17 protein-coding genes and 1 tRNA gene are annotated in these 21,646 nt (G+C 37.3%); 13 read left to right on the forward strand and 5 right to left on the reverse strand.

The genetic code is table 11. The features are described 5' to 3' along the window. The first annotated feature begins 62 nt into the window (after nt 1–62). The 3 genes from groES (at nt 63) to FTV32_RS05215 (ending at nt 3,373) form a co-directional block, all read left to right on the forward strand. A complete protein-coding gene (gene groES, locus FTV32_RS05205) occupies nt 63–353 on the forward strand; it encodes a co-chaperone GroES (RefSeq protein WP_004810787.1) in 291 nt (96 codons plus the stop codon). A 69-nt stretch (nt 354–422) separates the two neighbouring features. Next, nucleotides 423–2,057: a chaperonin GroEL gene (groL, locus tag FTV32_RS05210; protein WP_035266940.1), complete on the forward strand. Its 1,635-nt coding sequence runs from the start codon at nt 423–425 to the stop codon at nt 2,055–2,057. Between the two features lie 149 nt (nt 2,058–2,206). Beyond that, the gene (locus FTV32_RS05215; RefSeq protein ID WP_180028131.1) at nt 2,207–3,373 is read left to right on the forward strand and encodes a helix-turn-helix transcriptional regulator; all 1,167 of its coding nucleotides are present in this window, start codon (nt 2,207–2,209) and stop codon (nt 3,371–3,373) included. A gap of 41 nt (nt 3,374–3,414) precedes the next feature. Here the strand turns inward: FTV32_RS05215 and FTV32_RS05220 are convergent, their stop codons facing one another. Continuing rightward, nucleotides 3,415–4,584, reverse strand: a complete 1,170-nt coding sequence (locus FTV32_RS05220; protein WP_218947353.1) for a hypothetical protein — start codon at nt 4,582–4,584, stop codon at nt 3,415–3,417. Nucleotides 4,585–5,100: 516 nt separating this feature from the next. Here FTV32_RS05220 and FTV32_RS05225 point away from each other — a divergent pair. The 3 genes from FTV32_RS05225 (at nt 5,101) to FTV32_RS05235 (ending at nt 10,320) form a co-directional block, all read left to right on the forward strand. After that, nucleotides 5,101–8,208, forward strand: coding sequence for a multidrug efflux RND transporter permease subunit (locus FTV32_RS05225; protein WP_180028133.1), 3,108 nt, complete (start codon nt 5,101–5,103; stop codon nt 8,206–8,208). A gap of 158 nt (nt 8,209–8,366) precedes the next feature. Then, entirely contained in the window at nt 8,367–9,704 is a 1,338-nt protein-coding gene (mgtE, locus tag FTV32_RS05230) for a magnesium transporter (RefSeq protein ID WP_373683304.1), read from the forward strand. A 40-nt stretch (nt 9,705–9,744) separates the two neighbouring features. After that, the gene (locus FTV32_RS05235; RefSeq protein ID WP_180028135.1) at nt 9,745–10,320 is read left to right on the forward strand and encodes a DUF4112 domain-containing protein; all 576 of its coding nucleotides are present in this window, start codon (nt 9,745–9,747) and stop codon (nt 10,318–10,320) included. A 60-nt stretch (nt 10,321–10,380) separates the two neighbouring features. Here the strand turns inward: FTV32_RS05235 and htpX are convergent, their stop codons facing one another. Together htpX and FTV32_RS05245 are read right to left on the reverse strand one after the other, a co-directional pair. After that, complete coding sequence (gene htpX, locus FTV32_RS05240) at nt 10,381–11,286, reverse strand: protease HtpX (protein WP_180028136.1); 906 nt, start codon at nt 11,284–11,286, stop codon at nt 10,381–10,383. A gap of 124 nt (nt 11,287–11,410) precedes the next feature. Further along, on the reverse strand, nt 11,411–12,289 hold the full coding sequence (locus FTV32_RS05245; RefSeq protein WP_257227587.1) for a lytic transglycosylase domain-containing protein: 879 nt from the start codon (nt 12,287–12,289) through the stop codon (nt 11,411–11,413). Between the two features lie 493 nt (nt 12,290–12,782). On the opposite strand from FTV32_RS05245, the gene ttcA reads away from it, so the two are divergent. Both ttcA and FTV32_RS05255 read left to right on the forward strand, forming a co-directional pair. After that, nucleotides 12,783–13,706 carry a tRNA 2-thiocytidine(32) synthetase TtcA gene (ttcA, locus tag FTV32_RS05250; protein ID WP_035266955.1) on the forward strand — a complete coding sequence of 308 codons (924 nt, stop codon included), beginning with the start codon at nt 12,783–12,785 and terminating at the stop codon, nt 13,704–13,706. Between the two features lie 341 nt (nt 13,707–14,047). After that, nucleotides 14,048–14,431, forward strand: a complete 384-nt coding sequence (locus FTV32_RS05255) for an SCP2 sterol-binding domain-containing protein (protein ID WP_092765941.1) — start codon at nt 14,048–14,050, stop codon at nt 14,429–14,431. A 46-nt stretch (nt 14,432–14,477) separates the two neighbouring features. Here the strand turns inward: FTV32_RS05255 and FTV32_RS05260 are convergent, their stop codons facing one another. Further along, entirely contained in the window at nt 14,478–15,593 is a 1,116-nt protein-coding gene (locus FTV32_RS05260) for a transglycosylase SLT domain-containing protein (RefSeq protein ID WP_180028137.1), read from the reverse strand. A 366-nt stretch (nt 15,594–15,959) separates the two neighbouring features. On the opposite strand from FTV32_RS05260, the gene greB reads away from it, so the two are divergent. The 4 genes from greB (at nt 15,960) to FTV32_RS05280 (ending at nt 19,193) form a co-directional block, all read left to right on the forward strand. Further along, on the forward strand, nt 15,960–16,454 hold the full coding sequence (gene greB / locus FTV32_RS05265) for a transcription elongation factor GreB (protein WP_180028138.1): 495 nt from the start codon (nt 15,960–15,962) through the stop codon (nt 16,452–16,454). Between the two features lie 90 nt (nt 16,455–16,544). Continuing rightward, nucleotides 16,545–16,634: transfer RNA gene (locus tag FTV32_RS05270), tRNA-Ser, on the forward strand. Nucleotides 16,635–16,802: 168 nt separating this feature from the next. After that, the gene (locus FTV32_RS05275) at nt 16,803–18,008 is read left to right on the forward strand and encodes an integrase arm-type DNA-binding domain-containing protein (protein ID WP_180028139.1); all 1,206 of its coding nucleotides are present in this window, start codon (nt 16,803–16,805) and stop codon (nt 18,006–18,008) included. A 120-nt stretch (nt 18,009–18,128) separates the two neighbouring features. Next, complete coding sequence (locus tag FTV32_RS05280; protein WP_180028140.1) at nt 18,129–19,193, forward strand: hypothetical protein; 1,065 nt, start codon at nt 18,129–18,131, stop codon at nt 19,191–19,193. A gap of 647 nt (nt 19,194–19,840) precedes the next feature. Here the strand turns inward: FTV32_RS05280 and FTV32_RS05285 are convergent. Further along, nucleotides 19,841–20,851: an alpha/beta fold hydrolase gene (locus tag FTV32_RS05285; protein ID WP_180028141.1), complete on the reverse strand. Its 1,011-nt coding sequence runs from the start codon at nt 20,849–20,851 to the stop codon at nt 19,841–19,843. 395 nt (nt 20,852–21,246) lie between these two features. Here FTV32_RS05285 and FTV32_RS05290 point away from each other — a divergent pair, with 395 nt between their 5' ends. Continuing rightward, nucleotides 21,247–21,408, forward strand: coding sequence for a transposase (locus tag FTV32_RS05290; protein WP_180028151.1), 162 nt, complete (start codon nt 21,247–21,249; stop codon nt 21,406–21,408). Nucleotides 21,409–21,646: the final 238 nt, after the last annotated feature.

The raw sequence follows: 21,646 nt of genomic DNA on the forward strand, positions 1-21,646 counted from the left end.
TGATCTAAGGAAATTAAGATCACGACTATTAATCAAAAGACTTAGTCTGATGGAGTATTTTTATGAGCAACATTCGTCCATTACATGACCGTGTAGTAATTCGTCGTGTTGAAGAAGAAACAAAAACAGCTGGCGGCATTTTATTGCCAGGTTCTGCTGCAGAAAAGCCTGCTCAAGGTGAAATTATTGCAGTTGGTAATGGTCAGATCACTGACAATGGCGTTCGCGCTTTAGATGTAAAAGTAGGTGACAAGGTATTGTTTGGTACTTATGCAGGAACAACTGTGAAAGTAGATGGCGAAGAACTATTAATCATGAAAGAGTCAGATATTTTAGCTGTTTTAGAAGGCTAATTGATTCTTTTTAATACTACTCATTTAATCAATCAGATTTAGTAATTTTAATAATATTCGGAGTCAAATATGTCAGCTAAAGACGTTAAGTTTGGTGATTCAGCTCGCACAAAAATGATCGCAGGTGTGAATATCCTTGCAGATGCAGTTAAAGTTACACTTGGTCCTAAAGGCCGTAACGTAGTTATCGATCGTTCATTCGGTGCGCCACACATCACTAAAGATGGTGTTTCTGTAGCGAAAGAAATCACATTAAAAGACAAGTTTGAAAACATGGGTGCTCAACTTGTTCGTGAAGTTTCTTCTAAAACAAATGACATCGCAGGTGACGGTACTACAACGGCAACCGTTTTAGCTCAAGCAATTTTGAACGAAGGGATCAAGTCAGTAACTGCGGGTATGAACCCAATGGACTTGAAACGCGGTATTGATATTGCAGTTAAAGCTGTTGTTGCAGATATTAAAGCAACAGCTAAACCAGCATCTGATTCTAAAGCGATTGAACAAGTTGGTTCGATTTCTGCGAACTCTGATACGACTGTTGGTTCACTGATCGCTCAAGCGATGGAAAAAGTGGGTAAAGAAGGTGTAATCACTGTTGAAGAAGGTTCAGGCTTTGAAGATTCTCTAGATGTTGTAGAGGGTATGCAGTTTGACCGTGGTTATATTTCTCCATACTTCGCAAACAAACAAGATACATTAACTGCTGAATTGGAAAACCCATTTATCCTTCTTGTTGATAAGAAAGTAAGCAATATCCGTGAGTTGATTACTGTTCTTGAGGCAGTTGCGAAAACAGGTAAACCACTTCTTATCATCGCTGAAGATGTTGAAGGTGAAGCACTTGCAACGCTTGTTGTAAACAACATGCGTGGCATCATCAAAGTATGTGCTGTTAAAGCACCAGGCTTCGGTGATCGTCGTAAAGCAATGCTTCAAGATATCGCGATCTTAACTGGTGGTACTGTGATTTCTGAAGAAATCGGTATGCAGTTAGATCAAACAACACTTGAACATTTAGGTACTGCACACAAAGTAACTGTATCTAAAGAAAACACAGTGATTGTTGATGGTGCAGGCGATGCGAATCAAATTGCTGAGCGTGTTCAACAAATTCGTGCGCAAATCGAAGAATCAACTTCAGAATACGACAAAGAAAAACTTCAAGAGCGTGTTGCTAAATTAGCAGGCGGTGTAGCAGTGATTAAAATCGGTGCTGCAACTGAAGTTGAAATGAAAGAGAAGAAAGATCGTGTAGACGATGCTCTTCATGCAACTCGTGCTGCTGTTGAAGAAGGTGTTGTTGCGGGTGGTGGTGTTGCATTAGTACGTGCAGCTAAAGCACTTGACGGTGTAACGGGTATTAACGATGATCAAAACGTAGGTATCAACATCCTTCGTCGTGCGATTGAAGCGCCACTTCGTCAAATCGTATCTAACGCAGGTGACGAACCATCTGTAGTGATTAATGCAGTTAAAAATGGCGAAGGCAACTTCGGTTATAACGCTGCGACTGGTGAATACGGCGATATGCTAGAGATGGGTATCCTTGATCCAGCGAAAGTTACTCGTTCTGCACTTGAGCATGCTGCGTCTGTTGCGGGCTTAATGTTAACAACTGAGTGCATGATTACAGAGATCCCAGAAGATAAACCAGCTATGCCTGACATGGGCGGTATGGGTGGTATGGGCGGTATGATGTAATTCATCCCACAGCCTAAAAAATCCCCGCATTAAGCGGGGATTTTTTTATTCATCGGATAACTGCTTAAAAATTAACATGAATATGGATTGTTTAAAGTTTTGAAGATAAGCTATCTAGAAATTAACATCATCATTTTTTTGGGGGGCAGATGTTAACTGAACAAGAAAATAGCATTATTGAATTAATATACGAAGCAGCTTTACAACCAAAATTATGGAATCAAGTCCTTCAGAAGGTAGCTCAATTTACTAATAGTACAACGGCAATTTATACTCATTTAGATCAACTCAACCCGACACATAATTTTGTGGTTTCACATCAAATTCCAACTGAAAGTTTAGAGAATTATCAACGAGAAAATTTAGATGTCATTGATATGAAGTTACATGGTGCAAAGATGATTTTGGCTGGAGTTGGTTGTGGTTATAAATTCGATAGCCAATCTTATGCAGTAACAAATCATCCAGATGAAGAAAAGTTTTATAAACTTTGCTTAAAACCTCACAAAATTAGATACATCAACGCCGTGCTTTTGGAATACGGAACATATAAATGGGCAGTTCTTGCAATGCATCGTTCAGATGGAATGGCGGAATATAATCATGAAGATACGATGATTTTAGAGCGGTTAGGCAAACATTTAAGACGGTCATTGCAAATATATCGCCAATTTTTTGATTTAAAAAGTGAATATAATTCAGTTATGCATGTGATCGAGAAATTAGCAGTTGGTGTTATTATTTTAGATAAAGAATCAAAACTGAAATTTTCAAATCAAAAAGCACAAAAAATTATTCTCGAAAACAATAAATTGATTACTATTGATCATAACCAACATTTAATTTTGAGCAAAGACTATCAAAATGAATTTCGAAGTATTATAAATAGCGTGCTTAAACCAAATTTTTTGGATCATTTTAATTCCCAATATACAGATATAGGCGGTGTAATGTGTATGGGTGAGGGAAATAACCAAATCAAGATAACGGTCACACCTTTAGATTTACTTAAAGAGACTAGTTTTAGAAATATTGGAGCAAGTGTTGCTGTTTTTATCACTCAAAATAACTGCACAATCAATTTATCTAAACATGCACTAAGAAAAGAGTTTAAACTTTCGCCTAGAGAAATAGAAATATGTGAACACTTTTCGAATGGAATGAATTTTAATGCTATTGCTGAGGTGTGTAATATTACGGTCAGTTCCTTAAGAACTTATATGAAAACAATTTATTCAAAATTGGAGTGTAAGAGTCAAGTTGAACTGTATAGAAACTTAATGAAGTATGCGGTTAATTTCGAACATATAAATTAGTTGACTCAATCTTACAGTAAGATTGAGTCAACAGTTGTATATTAATTTAAGCGTGTAAAGGCATATGAGCCTTCATCTACAATGGTTAGTGTAAGTGTAGTTGGAGTTATGTTGATGTCTATTCCACTAGAGTCTGAGTCATTTAAACCAGCACAACCGTTAGTATCGATAGATGTTTCATCAATAAAAAGTTTGTTATTGGAAACTCTATATTTACCATATTCAATTCCTGGACCGCCACAAGGTTCATCGCCTTCCTCAACTTGATCATCACCAATCGGGTCTACCATAATATAAGTCCCATTACTGTTGAATACAAAGAGTTGCAAGCCTCTACTTAGTCTCCAAGCACCAACAATATCACTATTGTTACGCACTATTTTAGTGAATGTCGCACTTTCATTTGGGTTGTCTTTTTCAGCGATTTTTAGCGTTGTTCCATCGAATGAAATTGTCATATCACGGGTTTCACCATTATCATTCAAGCCCCAATCTTCATTGGTATCGATTTCTGTATAGGCATTGAATGTTCCTGTAGTTGCATCAATTTCAAGAAAACCATATTCCATTCCATTTGAACTACTAGTTGGTTCAATTAGAATAGGCTCACCAATCATATAGCTACCATCTGAATTAATTTGTAAGACAACTTCGGACTCATCATTTTTTGCAAACCAAATGCCCACAATATCTTTCAGTAAAGCTTTGCTAAAGTTTTCTTTTGCGAGGTCTGGACTGACGACTTCTTTATTTTCGAAATCAGGCAAACTGTTCAGAATAGGCTGAAAGCTAGTAACGAATTGCTCAGTTGATTGATTAAAATTAATGTTATTGTTTGAGCCTATAAAACTAATATTGTCAGGAATTTGGATACCATCTTCATGGTTTTCATTGTTATCCAATGATTGTAAAAAAACAAGAAGATTAACTAAATAGCTCTCGTCTTTATCCTTAGAAAGCTCAACAGGAGTAACTCGTTCTCCAGCAAGAACTGTACCTAAACTGATATTACCAATCAAAAATTCGACTTGATCGCCTTCTTGGTATTCAAACTCACCTGCAGCATTGGTTTTTTTGGTTACACCATTAATGATATAGCTTGCTCCAGCAACTGGACCATCTGTGAGTACTCCGATTTTAGAAGTTGTATCGGTTGATGATCCATTGTCATTAGAACTGCCTCCACAGGCTACTAACAGTGTACTCAACATAAGGCTTAATAATGCTTTTTTCATATATTTCTTCCCTAAAAAATAAAACATAAATGTAGAAGCATTATAGACCCCCCTGCGGACTAGTGACTATCCTCAAATGGGGATATAAAAATACTTTAAAAGTTATATAATTAACTTATATTTAGTCGGCTAGTCGGCGAATTCAAACATGAGGTGAAGAGTCACCATTTTTGTAGACATCTTTTAGTTAGATATTGAACTGCCACCACTCTCCTAGACAAATATCGTCTATTCTTGTATCTCCAAAGTTAACGTTACGTTATCTTTAGAGGGAAGTGCTGTCCATTATTTTGGCTAGGATCAGCTATTTAAAGTAATTTATTGCAGATATTTCCAGAGAATTGATCTTTATATTTTCTTCTTAATTCAATCAATGTTGATCGTTTCTGTTATTAGTTCTTGTTTTTTTATTCATAGTCACTGAATATCAATTAAATTTTTATATATTTTAATGAAAACACTTTCTAGAATTCTTTTGACGGCTTAACGACTATGTTATCTAAGTTCTTTATTGAACGACCTATTTTTGCTGGCGTACTTGCGATTATTGTCATGGCAATTGGTATATTTGCGGTGATGAGCTTACCGGTAGAACGCTATCCTGATATTGCTCCGCCAAGAATTACTGTATCAGCAACTTACACAGGAGCTGATGCCGAAACAGTTGAGGAAAGTGTCACACAGGTCATAGAACAACAAATTAAAGGAATTGATAACTTACTTTATTTTAGCTCTACCAGTAATGCATCTGGGAATAGTCGAATTAGTTTAAGTTTTGAAAACGGAACTGATCCAGACACAGCACAAGTCCAAGTTCAAAATAGCATTAATGGGGTGATCAATCGTTTGCCTGAAGACGTGAAGCGTCAAGGGGTCAATGTCTATAAATCCTTAGGTGACACCTTTATGGTGGTGGGGTTATATGACACTACGAACCAAAGTAATAATATTGCGTTGTCAGATTATTTGGCTGATCACATTGAACCAGAAATTGCGCGTGTAGAAGGTGTTGGTGAGGTTGATGTCTTTGGTTCTCAATATGCCATGCGTATTTGGCTAGATCCGAACTTATTGAAACAATATCAGTTGATGCCTAGTGATATTCGTGCCGCAATTGAAGCACAAAATACACAAGTTGCTGCAGGTGGAATCGGAGATTTACCGACAGTAGCAGACCAGTATCTTAATGCAAAAGTTACCGCTGGATCACGACTAAGAACAGTCGATGAATTTAAAAATATCATTGTCAAAGCGACCCCTGATGGAAGTTTTATTTATTTAAAAGATGTAGCACGCATTGAGTTAGGTGCTGAAAATTATCAAGCTTTTAATACCATTAATGGATCACCTTCAGCAGGCTTGGCTGTTTCAATGTCATCTGGTGCAAATGCTCTTGCAACCTCAGCTAAAATTAAAGAAGTACTTGAGGACATTAAGAAAAAACTTCCTGAAGGCTATCAAATTGTCTACCCACGAGATAACACGCCGTTTGTTCAAGAGTCCATTAAAGAAGTTGTAAAGACCTTAGTTGAAGCCATTATCTTGGTCGTGTTGGTCATGTTTATCTTTTTACAAAGCTGGCGCGCAACACTTATTCCAACGGTCACGGTTCCAATTGTTATTTTGGGCACTTTCGCCGTCTTATTTGCGCTCGGAATGACCATCAATACATTGACACTTTTTGCATTAGTTCTTGCGATTGGATTACTTGTAGATGATGCAATTGTGGTGGTCGAAAATGTCGAACGTTTGATGCATGAAAAGGGGCTATCTGCAAAGCAAGCGTCTATCTTATCTATGCAAGAGATGACGGGGGCTTTAATTGGAATTACAGTGGTGCTAACTGCAGTATTTATTCCGATGGCTTTTTTTACAGGATCGACAGGAGTTATATACCGTCAGTTTTCAATTACCTTGATTGCAGCCATGTCACTGTCATTGTTGGTCGCGTTAATTCTCACACCAGCATTGTGTGCGATTATTCTTAAACCTAAACAACAAGAAGCAAAATGGGCGACATGGTTTAATACAAAAATGGAATCATTACGATTGCATTATCTAAAGTGGGTTGAAAAAAGCCTGTCACTAAAATGGATCGTTTTAACCAGTTTTGCTGGGTTAATTGTGATTTTTGCTTTGTTTTATAAGTCGCTTCCAACCAGCTTTATTCCAAGTGAAGATCAAGGTTTTATCAGTGTCCAATTCAGTTTACCTGAAGGCGCACCTATGACAGAAAGTCAGCTTGTTGGTGAAAGTATTCGAGAGTATTTTCTTGAACAAGAAAAACAGAATGTTAGGTTGGTTCAAATTCGTTATGGACGAAATTTTTCAGGAACGGGTCAAAATTTAGGGACAGGATTTGTAGCATTACATCATTGGGATGATCGTCCAGGTGAGGCAAACTCTGCACAATCCATTCGTGAACGAGCGATGGAGTTCTTTAGAAAAGACAGTCGCGCTCGGATTATGGTGAGTTTGCCAGGTTCTGTAAGTGGTCTTGGCGATACAAACGGCATCGAGTTTTGGCTGCAAGATTTAAATGGACAAGGACGACAGTATTTAGAAGATCAATTTCAAGCGCTAGAACGACAGGCAATCAACTTCACGACTTTTGAAAATTTGGGCAAACGCTCTAATCCAGATAAAGCCAAATTGAAAGTGAATATCAATCAAAAATTAGTGATGGCGAATGGTCTTTCACAATCTGCGATTAATAGCACTTTGGCTGCAGCTTGGGGTGGTTCTTATGTGAACGACTTTATTGATCGCGGACGTATTAAACGCGTCATGATGCAGGGGGATGCCGAGTATCGTTCAAAGCCTGAAGATCTCAATTTATGGTCTGTACGAAATAATCAAAATCAAATGATTTCATTTGGTAATTTTGCCACTGTGGATTGGGATGGAGGCCCTGATGTGGTGACTCGTTTCCAAGGTTATTCCGCGCTACAAATGGAAGCAGACACTGCAAAAAATGTGAGCAGTGGTGCTGCAATGCGTGATATCAAGTCTATGGTTGATCAATTGGACGGGGTTGGGCTAGCGTGGAGTGGATTATCGTTTCAAGAGCAACAATCGAGTACACAAGCCATTTGGCTTTATCTCATCTCTGTTGGCTTTATCTTTCTATGTTTAGCTGCCTTATATGAAAGTTGGTCGATACCTTCTGTTGTGATTGCTGCTATTCCATTGGGTATTGGCGGTAATATTATTTTTAGTTGGTTGGTCGGATTTCCAAACGATATTTACTTCCAAATTGCGTTACTTACGACGATTGGGTTGTCATGTAAAAATGCCATCTTAATTGTTGAATTTGCGGCAATGGCTCAGGAGCGTGGAGCTAACGCGATTGCTGCTGCTTTACAAGGTGCAAGTTTGCGCTTACGTCCAATTTTAATGACCTCGCTTGCTTTTGGTGCAGGGGTTATACCTTTGGTATTTGCTTCAGGTGCGGGTGCTGCCAGTCGTCAAGAAATTGGTGTCAGTGTCCTTGGTGGGGTAATTTTCGGCACAATTTTAGTTCTAGCCTTTATTCCCTTTATGTTTGTTATCGTTCGGAATATTTTCAAATATAAATCAAAATCAGCATCTGAAACTTAATGTGGTATCCGCAGTATAAAGAGTATGGTACTGCGGTTGATTTAATCCATTTTTAAATATCAGTTTTTGACAAGATCAATACGCACTAACATTTTCAATTAGTGTTAGCATGCCTTGCGTAATTCTAAACGATAATAAATGAAGCGATTATGGATCAAATTAAACAAGATCATAAAATTGAAGCATTACAACAAGCATTGATCAATTCTGATGTCGCTCAGATTGATCATATTGCGGATACGATTAATCCTGCAGATTTGGCTTTGTTTTTACAGCAATTAGAAATTGATCAACAAATACAACTTATCCACCATTTAGAAAATGCAGCATATGTATTTGAGTTTTTGCCACTCAATCATCAAGTACAGTTGGTTAAAAAAATGGACGGCAAAAGTACAGTCCAGTTAATTGGTTCAATGCATTCAGACGCTCGAACTGATTTGTACAAAGCTTTACCGGATCAAATAAAAACATTTATTTTTGCGAATTTAGATCGAGAAACAAAACAGCAAGTTCAAGCTTTGGCACTGTATGCTGAGGAAACAGCTGGTGCGATCATGACATCTGATTATGTCACTTTGCCATCAGACATCTCAATGCAACAAGCTTTAGATATTTTGCGCCACTCCGCCAAAGATACTGAAACCTTATATCTGATCTATATTACCAATCAGTTTCAGAGACTTGAGGGTGTAATTTCTCTTCGAGAAATTGTGCAAGCTCCTTTGGATAAAACGGTACAAGAAGTCATGACCACTGAGGTCATTTACGGACGGGTGGATGAAGATCAGGAATCAGTGGCAAAAAAATTAAGCCACTATGATTTTATCGCCTTACCCATTTTAGATCATGATGATCATCTACTCGGTATCGTCACTTATGATGACGCTATGGATGTATTCCAAGAAGAATTTACCGAAGACTTTTTGAAAAGTGGGGCGGTAGAGCTTAAAGAAAATATCAGTATTCGTTCAGCACCAATATTATTGTTATTTAGACAACGTGTTTTTTGGCTAGTGTTTCTGGTCTTTGGCAGCCTACTTTCGAGTGTTGGGATCGCCCATTATGAAGACATCATTGCTGCTCATATTGTTTTGGTTTTCTTTTTACCTTTATTGGTTGGGAGTGGAGGTAACGCAGGCTCCCAATCTGCAACTTTAATGGTTCGAGCAATCGCAACTGGAGATGTGAAAGCTAAGGATTGGTTTGTGTTGCTTGGCCGTGAAGCGATGGTTGCTCTATGTTTGGGTACAACGATGGCTGCAGCTGTTTCAATTCTTGGCTATATCCGTGGAGATATGATGGTCGCTTTAGTGCTTGCGATCAGTATGATGGGTATTGTCATGATGGGCTGTCTGATCGGGATGAGTTTACCATTTGTACTCAATAAACTAGGACTCGATCCCGCAAGCGCATCTGCACCCTTGGTCACTTCAATATGTGATGCAACTGGTGTATTGGTCTATTTATTTATTGCTTCACAACTCTTATTCTAAGGCTATGACTGATGGAGTATCTTTGCAGGATGTTGCTTAAATGACAAATAAAAATAAATTAACCCAAGCTGAAGTCATCAAAATGGAACGCGATCTTGCCAAGTTCGCAAACATGATGGATTCCGTCGTAAGAATTCCATTCACTAAACAAGGGGTAGGGGCTGATGCAGCATTGAGTACGATTCCTGTGGCGGGTGACGTAGCTGGATTTGTACTTACGTGTTATGCAGTATTACAAGCTCGAAAAATCGGTGTGCCCCAATCTAAATTGAATGGCGTGCTTAAACTTGCTGTGATGGATGGTGTAGTAGGTTTAATCCCTGTTGCAGGTACACTCTTTGATGTGTTTATTCGACCGAGTCGCAAGGCTTTAGATGTGGTTCATGATCATATCCGTGAAGAATATCAGATTCATTCTGACCATCATGTGGTACACCCATTTTTACATGAAAACTTAGAGCGTAAACAGCAGGACTCTGCCTTCTGGCGAAATCCTGTCGTGGCATGGATTTGGATTCATATTCCTGATTTACTGGGTCTTCTGTTTTTAAGTATTTTTGCTGTTGCCTTATGGTTTGGTGTCACGTTCTTATGGCAATGGTTTCAATCTATTTAAAGTGTTATAGATTTAGTACAATAAAAAAGCCTCCCTATGGAGGCTTTTTTTAGATGCAGATTAAGGACAATCAAGTTGTTGTAATGCCGCTACACGTTGCTCAATTGTTGGGTGTGTTTGGAAGAGTGCAGCAAGGCTGAATCCTTCTTCACGACCTGATGAAATTGAGAAAGCTTTCATTTCTTTAGGCATTTGATCTGGCATTTCAGTTTCTGCTTGCAAGCGAAGTAATGCACTGATCATGGCTTGTTTACCTGCTAAACGCGCGCCAGCCTCATCAGCACGATATTCACGATAGCGAGAGAACCACATCACAATTGCCGAAGCAAGAATACCGAATACGATATCTAACACGATTGTAATGAGGAAATAGCTCCAGCCCGGTGCTTCACCTTCTTCACGACCAAATACGTTGCGATCTACAAAGTCGCCGACGATACGCGCGAAGAACATCACAAACGCGTTGACTACACCTTGCACTAAAGCAAGGGTGACCATGTCACCATTTGCAACGTGACCAATTTCATGCGCCAACACTGCACGTAATTCATCTTTATTCATGCGTTCCAATAAGCCTGTTGAAACAGCGACTAAAGCATCGTTTTTGTTCCAACCAGTTGCGAAAGCATTTGATTGATAAGATGGGAAAATACCAACTTCTGGCATTTTAATACCAGCACGTTGAGAAAGTTGTGCCACTTCATTGAGTAACCATGCTTCCGCTTGGTTGCGTGGAGCATTGGGATCAATTAACTCTGTACCTGTGGTTTTCTTTGCAATCCACTTTGACATGAATAGGGAGATTAAAGAACCCACCATACCAAAGACAAAACAGATCACAAGTAAATTGCCAAGATTCAAGCCACCCGAGCCATGGTAACTACCGACACCGAAGAGTGACAAGATTATGCCAGCTACCACCAGTACCGCGAGGTTGGTCAGCAAAAACAAACCAATCCGCATCATCGAGAAAATCCTCTTATAAATAAAATTTAATAAGCTTTTTGAATTAAAAAACCTACGTCAAATATGCTTTCGAATAGGGAAAATTTCAAGAAAAAAATAAAAAATATAACGAAAAAAATTGAGATTAATTCGAAATATAGATCTTCGCTGATGCTGTGGCATTATTTGTAGAATATGAACCAGCTGGCGCGTCAGTAAAACTGCCATCAGCGGCCACAATAATTTGGCGAGGAGGTGACTTTGGTTTAGTTGGTGCAGTCACTTGAGCTGATAAATTCTGATTGTTATAGCTCGGTGTACTTGACTTAGAGGATGCTGAAGCTGAATAACTATTGGTCGGATTTGAGCCTACACCATTGGCGTATAAATTATTGTAACGACTGAGTACACGTCTGACATAATCTTGAGTTTCACGAAAGGGTGGAATTCCACCATATTTAGCAACATTTCCTTCGCCAGCATTATAACCCGCTAATGCCAATTGCGTATTGCCATTAAAGCGTTTCAATAGCCAAGCCAAATATTTTGCACCAGCGAAAATATTTTGTTCAGGATCATATGCATTATTGACATTAAATCGTTGTGCAGTCGCAGGCATCAATTGCATAAGACCCTGAGCACCAACAGGGGAGCGTGCATGTATATTAAAACCAGACTCTGTGTGCATCACCGCTTTAATGAGTCCTTCAGAAATGCCGTGTCGTTGAGCTGCTTGGCGAATATAGCCATCAAAGGCATTTCGATTTTTACTATGGCTTGGGAGAACAGATGCTTCGTTGCTTCCCCAATTGCTGTAACTATGAATATTGCTATCTGGATAGTAGGTTTTCTTTTCAACTTTAAGATGGTTGTATTTGTTTTTGCGGTTGGTCAGTACGGTAGTGCCGTTTGAATCTTTCAGCTGATAGATTGTTTGACCTGCAGAAGCCTGCGGCGAGAATATTAGAAAATTCACACACCCAAATAACGCTATGACTTTTATTTTATTTGTAGTTTTCATCATTCGAACACTATTTTTGTCCCTAAATGATATGTGGGTGATTTTTTGCAATGGAGATGTCTTTCAACTATGTAATGTTTTTTAACAATTCGTTGTGAAAAAATCAAGTCTTAATTGTTGGCTTAATATCCAAAAAAATTATTTATTTTTATTTATAAACAACTGCTTGACACATATAAACTATTGAATTTTAAGGATATAGAATAGTGGTTAAAAAATGATCAATCTAAGGGAAAGCACCATCTTATCTTGCCAAAACTTTGTCAACCCCTAAAAAGTCCACAATTTTATCCACAGGTTTTGTGGAAAACTGTGGAAAAGTCCAAAAGATAAGCAATTCGACTAAAAAATGAACCCAAGCGTCCATTTTAGATGTGTGAATAAGACAGTGTTATGAAAAAATAAAAATTAGATGTAAAAAACAGATTCTTTAGATGCGATTAAGCACTGAATCGGCTAAAATTGCGCAGTATTTTTTTTATGGTTAATGTCGTCTATGTACTCGCCAGTTGAATCCAACCAAGGATTTAATTTTAAGCCAGAGCCACCTACGAGTTCTGCATATTATCGTTTATTGAAAAAACTTCGTCGTCAAGTAGGTCATGCAATCCGTGACTACAAAATGATTGAGGATGGCGATAAGGTCATGGTATGTATTTCAGGTGGTAAAGATAGCTATACCATGCTGGACATTCTCCTGCAGTTTAAACGCATAGCACCAATCAATTTTGATGTTGTGGCTGTGAATCTTGATCAGAAACAACCAGGGTTCCCTGAGGATGTATTACCCCGTTATTTAGAAGAAAATAACATTCCGTACTACATCTTAGAAAAAGATACATATAGCATTACCAAAAAGCTTACACCTGAAGGTAAAACCTATTGTGCAGTGTGCTCACGTTTGCGCCGTGGTTCTTTATATGGTTTTGCTCAAGAAATTGGCGCGACCAAAGTTGCTTTAGGTCATCATCGTGATGATATTATGGCAACGTTCTTCTTGAACCTATTCCATGGCGGTAGTTTAAAGGCGATGCCACCAAAACTACTTTCATCGGATAAAAAGAATATTTTGATTCGTCCTTTGGCGTATGTTGAAGAGAAAGACATCATCAAATATGCTGAAATGCGCAAATTCCCAATTATTCCATGTAACTTGTGTGGTTCGCAGGAAAACTTACAGCGCGCAATCATCAATGATATGTTGCGTGAATGGGATAAAGCTCATCCAAAACGTTTACACAGCATTTTTGGCGCGTTACAGAATGTCTCGCCATCGCAATTGGCCGACCGAGATCTTTTCGATTTTGAAGCCTTAGATGGACAACGTGAAGTTGATTTTGATGTAACTTGTTCAACAGCCGAAGGGGACACACCAAATAAGCGTATTAGCATGGTCAATCTCGGTTTTGCTGCTGAGTAATTCGTCTTAATAAAAAAAAGCACTTTTCGAAGTGCTTTTTTTTATTTCTTAGATTTTTACATTTTAATGAAGGTGTTGAGTCGATTTACAAAATGATGTTTTTTGTCACTTTAGGTCGTAGTACCGATACAAAAAATCATTGACAAACTTGTGAAAAAATAAAGATTTGATGATATTTAGGCGATTAGTTTTATTTACAAAAAAAATCGAACGCAGAGTACAAAAAAACGTATCGCATTTGGAAAATATCATGCTATAACTCTCTCAAGCGTAAAGCTTCTACATGTTGTTATCTTGGATAGGTAACGCAATAAATTGAATAAATACATCGAGGAAAGAACATGCCTGCATTTTTAACTGATGATTGGTTTGCAAACGTTGAGAAACTTACAGCTGAAGCTGGTGATTTGAACTTACCACCATCATTAGCAAATCTAGCATTGAATCTTGTAGTAACAGGTAGCGAAGGAACGACTGAATTAGCGCTTGATAGCGGTAAGATCCAAAAAGGCGCTTCTGCGAATGCTAAAACAACTTTAAACTTAGATGCAGATACTTTACGCAAAGTATTCTTAGAGTTTGACATGGCTGCTGCTATGCAAGCATTTATGACTGGTAAAATCAAAGTTCAAGGCGATATGTCTCAATTGATGGCTTTACAAACAGCGAAGCCAAGCCAAGAACAAAAAGATTTGTTCAAAAAAGTTTTAGAGCAAACGACTTAAGACTTTTTAAACAAAAAAAGCTTACCTTTAGGTAAGCTTTTTTTTATTAAATACTCACCAAACTTGGTGTCATTTTAATATGTTCTAAATAAGCACGAATACGGGTGACGTATTGGATCGCTTGCTTATAACGCGTATTGTGCGATTGATTACGGTATAGAAAATCATATACCTGTATCCAATCATTCGGATTTTTTCCTTGGGCTTTTAGGCGCTTCATAATCGCATCTGTGGCGCCTGGCCCCATATTGTAAGCCACGAGGGCATACCAATAACGATCATGTTTAGGAATGTAATCATATTTCGACATCATCAGATCAAAATACTTCGCACCACCTGCAATACTTTGAGCAGGATCAACACGATTCGACACACCCATTGCTTTTGCTGTGTTGTTGGTGAGCATCATGATGCCACGCACACCTGTAGGAGACACAGAATTCGGTTTCAAGAAAGACTCTTGATAGCCTATCGCAGCGAGGAAGTGCCAATCTAAGTCGTATGTTTGGGCTGACTTTTTAAAGCTAGCTTTATAAATTGGCATACGTGTTTTCAGATTGCGCTGAATAGTATCCCAATCATCTTGTTTAACCACGTTGCGGTTGTAGAAAGATGCCATTTGACGGATAGCACCATTTTGCTTGCTTTGACAAACAAAACCGCTGGCAGTATCTGTTAAAGGATCAGCAGCATTTTTAAAAACCCAATTGATTTCTGGATTAAGCCCATTTTTGCGTAAGCTTTCAAGGTCACCACATGATGCGGAAAAACCTGAAAGATTCTTTTGCTCAATGGTCATGATCGATGCTGTGGTCACCGCGAAATGAGCTTTACCTTGCTGCACCATTTTCAAAGCGGCTTCATTACTTTGAACCGTTTTAAAATCGAGTTTTACATTTAAGTTTTGAGCGTAACTGCTTACCAAGTCATAGCCAAAGCCATGTTTGAAGTTACCGTCTTTAAAAACCACGGTGGGATTTGACACGGCCACCACTGTAAGCTTGTTCGAATTTACAATGGAGTTGTATTGGTTGTCGGTCTTTGTTGCATTTAATGCATGAAATGGGATAAATGCTGTAGCGAGGACCATCGCTTTAAACGAGAGAGAAGAAGTTAGTGAATTAAGGCAAAGCCTCGATCCAGTGTTTGAACTACTGCGCATGTTGTCTCCGCTACAAGTAATTTATGCCCAAAAAAAGCAAAAGCAGTACCGCCTTAAACTTTTATTTAAAGTTGATAAATTCAATTAGGGTGGGCGTCATGAACGTCATTCAAAATGACATGTGTGGGTGGATAAAATATTGAAGAAAAGATCTTCGTACAAAAAGTAATCAAGATAAAACATGGGCGCATATTAATGGTCAATTTTACTCATGTCAAATTTTGTACAAAAAAAAATAAAAAACATGGTTTTAAGATATTGATAAATAAAAAGAAAAAACTTTATAAAATTTTTCCATGTAGAAATGCGGTATAAAATGTTGCAATGTGTCGCTATAACATAAGCAAAATACTCATTTTATCGCCTATGAAATCGAATTTAATTACCCGAAGTGGGCATGACAAATTGGTCGCAGAACTACAATACTTATGGCATGAGGAACGACCTGAAATCACCAAAAAAGTGAATTGGGCTGCCAGTTTAGGTGATCGTTCTGAAAACGCAGATTATCAATACAATAAACAAATTTTACGAAAAATAGACCGTCGTGTTCGTTACCTCGGTAAACGACTTGAAGAGTTGCGAATTATCGATTTTTCTCCTGAACAAGAGGGCAAAGTATATTTTGGAGCTTGGGTAGACATCGAGAACGAGGAAGGACAATTAAAGACGATTCGGATTGTCGGTGTAGATGAAATTTATGATCATCATCCTCAACATATTTCAATAGATTCACCTATGGCACGTGCAATGTTAGGTAAGCAAGTAGATGATGAATTTGAGGTACATACACCCTTGGGAAAAAAAACATGGTTTATTAATTCAATTCGCTATGAAAAGCTCGAAAATTCATCAAAATAGTAATTTCTGATTTAAAAATAGGCAGGCGAGCAAAATTTCTTAGAAAAGTGTTTGCCAATTTTAAAAAATATTTATATGATAGCCGCCATTGGAAGCGTGGCAGAGCGGTTTAATGCACCGGTCTTGAAAACCGACGAGGGTGTGAGTCCTCCGTGAGTTCGAATCTCACCGCTTCCGCCAAATTCAAGTTTCTGACACTGTTTAACACTATATAAGATTTTGATTTATAAAGTTAAAGTTGGAAGTTTTAAATATAACAAGCCGTGACGCACTACGCCAATCGGGTGTTATAAAGTAGTAAAAAATGCAGTAAGATTATTTCTTACTGCATTTTTTTATGTCTGAACTATGGCTACTCGTGGAATCAACAAGCTTAGTGCTTTACAAGTTAAAAAAGCTAAACCTGATCCTGACAAGATTTATAAACTGTCAGATGGTGGAAATCTTTATCTGCGCATTGATCAGGGTGGTAGCAAGTACTGGATCTTCAATTACACACGTCCATTCTTAGGTAAGCGTAACGATTTATCTTTAAGTACTTACCCTGAAGTTTCGTTAGATGATGCTCGTACTATTCGTGATGAATATAAGAAACTCATCAAGCAGGGTATTGATCCAGCAATGGAGCGGATTGAAACCAAGTCTCAGAAACAGAAAGAAGCAGAAAATACCTTTCGTATCGTCGCTGAAGCATGGTTATACAAACGGGAGTTGGAACAAAAGCAGGATGAAGAAACTGTTCGTCGCTTAAAGCATGATGCTTATCCTTATATTGGTGATTTAACCTTTCCACAGCTTACCTTAGAAATTCTTGAGATTAAGGTATTTAAGCGCATTATCGAGCGTGGTGCATTGTCTGTTGCCAAACGCCTTAAGTCGGACCTCAACCAAATCTTTAAATCAGCGCGTAAGAAAAAGCTGATTCAATATAATCCGATTGAAGATATTGAATTACCAAAACCACAGGGTGGAAACTTTGCAGCCGTGACAGAAGAGCAAGACCTAGCTCCAATGCTGAATAAAATTTGGAACTATTCTACGCTTTATACACGTTGTTTATTGACCACGCAGGTAGCACTGAAAATCTCTGTACTGACTTTTCAACGCCCAGGAGAGATACGCAAGCTGAAGAAAGACTATTTCTATCGTGAAGAGCGTTGCTTTAAATTTACTGCCAGTAAAACCAAACAACTTCATATTGTGCCATTGTCAGATCAGGCCTTTGACTTGATTGTGTCAATCATTGATCTGCATCCATACAGCGAATACATCTTTGTGGGGCGTGATGGTAAAACTATTATTTCTGACAATACCATTAACTCCGCTTTAAAACGCTTGGGTTATGGTGGTGAACAGACGGCACATGGCTTTAGGGCAACTGCTCGTACCATGCTGGATGAGATTCTGGAGCAGCGTATGGACTTTATTGAGCATCAGTTGGCGCATAAGGTCAAAGATAATAATGGTACAGCTTATAACCGAACCAAGTTTCTAAACAATCGTCGAGAGATGATGCAGGAGTGGGCGGATTATTTAGAATCTTTACTTGGATAATGACAGCGATCTTACTTTAAAATGATGCGACGTGGTTTGTCGCAATATGATTTATCAATGCTCTTTTTTTCGAAATTTCTTTTATCTTAGATTTTTAACTTAACTGAGTGAAAATACAAAATGAATGAAGATAGAGCAATATACATAAAACCAAATCATTCTGGTATCGATAGACCAAAATTAGATCCTGTTTTGGTTAATAGGAATCAGTCTGAAGGAAAAGAGACAACATTAGTTTTGGATAGTAATATTTTAATTAGGATGGAGAGGGTGGTTAAGTCGGGCAACAAGTGGCGATCTGTGAGAGAAAAAGGATTAGATAACTTAGTTGGATTACTCCAAAAGTGTAGACCATATAGTGTTTGCTTATCTCCTGGTTTTGCATTAAAAGAAATGCCACCGCAGAATGCTAAGATCGCTATGGAATTATACGAAGATTTTTGTTCCGTACATCTACCAAACTTTATTGATACACCGAACAGTACAAGAAAAGTTCATACTGGTATTAACAATGACTATGGCTTCAATGATTTAACACATGAGGCAAAATTAGCCTTTGTAGTCCCATATCTGAATTTTCTATATTTGAACTATATTGAATATTGTTATCAAGGTTCACCAATTGAAAAATTTAAAGCTTATATTGACCTTTTGGAAGGGAAAATTGATTTATTGAGTGCCACAGAAATTGAGATAGCCAAATATTGCTTTTTTAATACCACTAATCTACAAAAAGGTAAGACCAAAAAATTCTGTCAAAAAATAAGAGAAAACTCGGTTCAAATTAAAGGCAAGCGTGCAAAGCAACCAATTGAAATCAATAAAATATCTTTTAATGCAGCTAGTGATATACATTTACTACAAGTAGCAAATGCGATGGATGGAAAGTATTTGGATGAAAAAAAGCAAGATTGTTGGGTTGTAACAACAGATAAAAAATTAGCTGCTTTTTGTGAACTTTTTCATCAGTTAAGTATTGATGGTGTATTACAACCTTATGCTATTGAAACAGTGCCTGAAGAGATGGTGCACAGTGAATATTGGCAATCGGCAAATGAATATTTTACATTAAAAAGTATAAGTCGCCGATCACATCATTTATCAACTAAAATTGATCTAGATAAACTGGTTTCGGTTGTAAATAATGTCGTTGATATGATTGAAAAAGATTTTAAATATATATGAATACAAATAAATTGAAACAATCTTTCTTATGACAGGTTGTTTCAATCTATCCATTTTTAAGTCTTTTAAGTTAATAATGGCTTGACTCTTATCATGAGTCAGTATACTTGATTTCCGTGGAAGAAAGTCTTCTTGATGAACTATTTCCAGTTGGAAGAATCATTGGTAGATTAGGGAACTTATATTTTATTTAAAAAAATCTTTTAGAATTTGCTAAATAATTTATTATTTTCTATTATTTTGGTTAAATTACAATCACTTTTAATTAGCTTTATAGGTAATCCTCCCATAAATAACCGAAGTTAAAAGTAGAGGTTAAGCAGCCATTAGAGGTTAATACCCTTTGTTCGCTTGATGTGGTCTTTCATGATTGTAAAGCTTCAGCGATTTTTTGCATAATCTTGTACTTCATCAAAAGCACCAAATAAATGTTTGCAGAGTCCAATATGACAAGCTAAAGTGTAACTTTGAAAAATGCCGTAGCTTTTGCTTGTATATACATTTGGTTGCCTTTGTGAAATGTCAACAGACCCTAATTATTAATTGCTGTCTTTTGGTTCATTTTATGAGGCTTAATTCTGCGTTAAATATTTGTTAGGGTCGATAATTTGAGATTATGATAATGGATTCCATAAAGAAATTTATACTTATGCGTCATCTAAAGCATCTATAAATCTTTTATAATGTTGAGCTGCAATCTTAGGACATTCAAGCATTGGCATATGTCCAATATTAGGTAATTTAACTGAATGAGCATGTGGAATAAGCTCAACAAAATGTTCTAACATATCTACATCAAGTAATTTATCTTCTTCACCCCAAATTACAATTGTTGACATCTTAAATGCATCTTTACTTTTTTCAATATAGTTAAACTCGTTTATTTCCTGCATTACTTGTAGAGATAATTTAAACAAGCGTTCTCGTCGATCAGCTAACTGCTTAGCAAGCATTAATCTTACAGAATAGGGCATCCATTGCTGCTTTGACGCGGCTAATGATAATAAGCCATTAAATTCTGAAACTGAATTTACAATAAATGGATTTTTAGCTCCATGAAATGCCGCTTCTAATACACTATGAGTTCTTGATTTTAAACCCGCAGAATTTAAAAGTCCTAAGCTAGCTATTCGATGAGACCAATTGTGAGCCATGAAAATGCTTATAAAGCCTCCCATTGAATTTCCAAGTACGTGAACTTGATTTATACCTAAATGATCCAATAACTCGATCATTCGTCGAGCTTGTCTCTCCACACTGTAATCAGCATTTGATAAATAGCCAGTCTGACCATGTGCAGGTAAATCAGGAATGATGACATGATAGTCCTTAGCAAGATAACGCGCGAATCGCACCCAATGTGATTTATCCGCACTTAATCCATGAATTAACAATATTGATCCCTTTGATTTCTTATTTTTTTTATTACTTAACCAATGTATTTGGAAGCCATCAATTTGATGATAGTGAAGTTTAAATCCATAAAGCTTACTTTCATTGTATAAGGTTTGGCGATACAAAAACTTACCAGTAAATATCTGTAAAGGTTCTAATCTACCTGTTGAACGCCAAGGAGTTGACACTCCCCATTGTTGATATAATTCTTCAGCATTTATAGTGAGCTGATTCAAAATAGGTTTTAATTCATTTTTACTCATGGTTTTGTTTTCCCAAGTTTTGTTTGGCTAGATTAATTCATTCATTCTCCTGTGTTTAGTTACACAAGCAAAAAATGATTTGGACATGTAACATATAGGAATGCCGATTTTGAATTAATTCAACAAGATGCGCACTACTAAAAAATATTTTCCAAAATTATTAAAGTAATTAAATAAAGGCAATGACAATTTGGATCACTAGAGTTGCAAATATGACCACAATTAAAATTATGTCTAACGATTGTTAAAATCAAAACATCACGGAATTTTATGTCCCTTTCCTAGCGTATTTAATTTTACGTGATTGTGTTAATCTTCAAGAAGGAATTGGCTCTGCTAAGTAATGGAGTGGGCAACGTTATACCCAAGAGTTTAAAGATGAAGCTGTAAAATCGATTACTGAACCAGGATATTCTGTCAGTGATGTGGCAGAACAGTTAGGTGTATCACAACACAGTATTTATAAATGGCTTAAAGCTGTACACCCATTACACAACAACCTTGATGAACATGAACTGCTTGAAGCAAGAAAAGAAATCCTACGCTTTAAAAGTTAGTTTAAACAGACTGAAGAGAAGCGAGATATCTTAAAAAAAGTCGCAAGATACTTCGCAAGCCTGCCTGAGTAAAGTATCAGTTTATCCTTGAATACAGTTATCAATTTAAGATGACTTTGTTGCACAAACCTAGCATAGACGGCTTCTTCAGCAATATAATTTTCAAATGAAGAAGCCTACACACAAAATCTACCGCACAACCAATTGGCCCGCATATAACAGAGCTCTCATTAATCGT

Origin of the sequence: Acinetobacter sp. YH16032 (genome assembly GCF_013417345.1) — a bacterium.
Lineage (GTDB): Bacteria > Pseudomonadota > Gammaproteobacteria > Pseudomonadales > Moraxellaceae > Acinetobacter.

What these genes read in the sequence shown, in the direction of transcription:
- FTV32_RS05225 (WP_180028133.1), top strand. Translation starts at nt 5,101, where the DNA reads ATGTTATCTAAGTTCTTTATTGAACGACCTATTTTTGCTGGCGTACTT.
- FTV32_RS05280 (WP_180028140.1), top strand. Translation starts at nt 18,129, where the DNA reads ATGAATGAAGATAGAGCAATATACATAAAACCAAATCATTCTGGTATC.
- groES (WP_004810787.1), top strand. Translation starts at nt 63, where the DNA reads ATGAGCAACATTCGTCCATTACATGACCGTGTAGTAATTCGTCGTGTT.
- FTV32_RS05255 (WP_092765941.1), top strand. Translation starts at nt 14,048, where the DNA reads ATGCCTGCATTTTTAACTGATGATTGGTTTGCAAACGTTGAGAAACTT.
- htpX (WP_180028136.1), bottom strand. Translation starts at nt 11,286, where the DNA reads ATGATGCGGATTGGTTTGTTTTTGCTGACCAACCTCGCGGTACTGGTG.
- greB (WP_180028138.1), top strand. Translation starts at nt 15,960, where the DNA reads ATGAAATCGAATTTAATTACCCGAAGTGGGCATGACAAATTGGTCGCA.
- ttcA (WP_035266955.1), top strand. Translation starts at nt 12,783, where the DNA reads ATGTACTCGCCAGTTGAATCCAACCAAGGATTTAATTTTAAGCCAGAG.
- FTV32_RS05275 (WP_180028139.1), top strand. Translation starts at nt 16,803, where the DNA reads ATGGCTACTCGTGGAATCAACAAGCTTAGTGCTTTACAAGTTAAAAAA.
- FTV32_RS05245 (WP_257227587.1), bottom strand. Translation starts at nt 12,289, where the DNA reads ATGATGAAAACTACAAATAAAATAAAAGTCATAGCGTTATTTGGGTGT.
- FTV32_RS05235 (WP_180028135.1), top strand. Translation starts at nt 9,745, where the DNA reads ATGACAAATAAAAATAAATTAACCCAAGCTGAAGTCATCAAAATGGAA.
- groL (WP_035266940.1), top strand. Translation starts at nt 423, where the DNA reads ATGTCAGCTAAAGACGTTAAGTTTGGTGATTCAGCTCGCACAAAAATG.
- FTV32_RS05285 (WP_180028141.1), bottom strand. Translation starts at nt 20,851, where the DNA reads ATGAGTAAAAATGAATTAAAACCTATTTTGAATCAGCTCACTATAAAT.
- FTV32_RS05260 (WP_180028137.1), bottom strand. Translation starts at nt 15,593, where the DNA reads ATGCGCAGTAGTTCAAACACTGGATCGAGGCTTTGCCTTAATTCACTA.
- FTV32_RS05215 (WP_180028131.1), top strand. Translation starts at nt 2,207, where the DNA reads ATGTTAACTGAACAAGAAAATAGCATTATTGAATTAATATACGAAGCA.
- FTV32_RS05220 (WP_218947353.1), bottom strand. Translation starts at nt 4,584, where the DNA reads ATGTTGAGTACACTGTTAGTAGCCTGTGGAGGCAGTTCTAATGACAAT.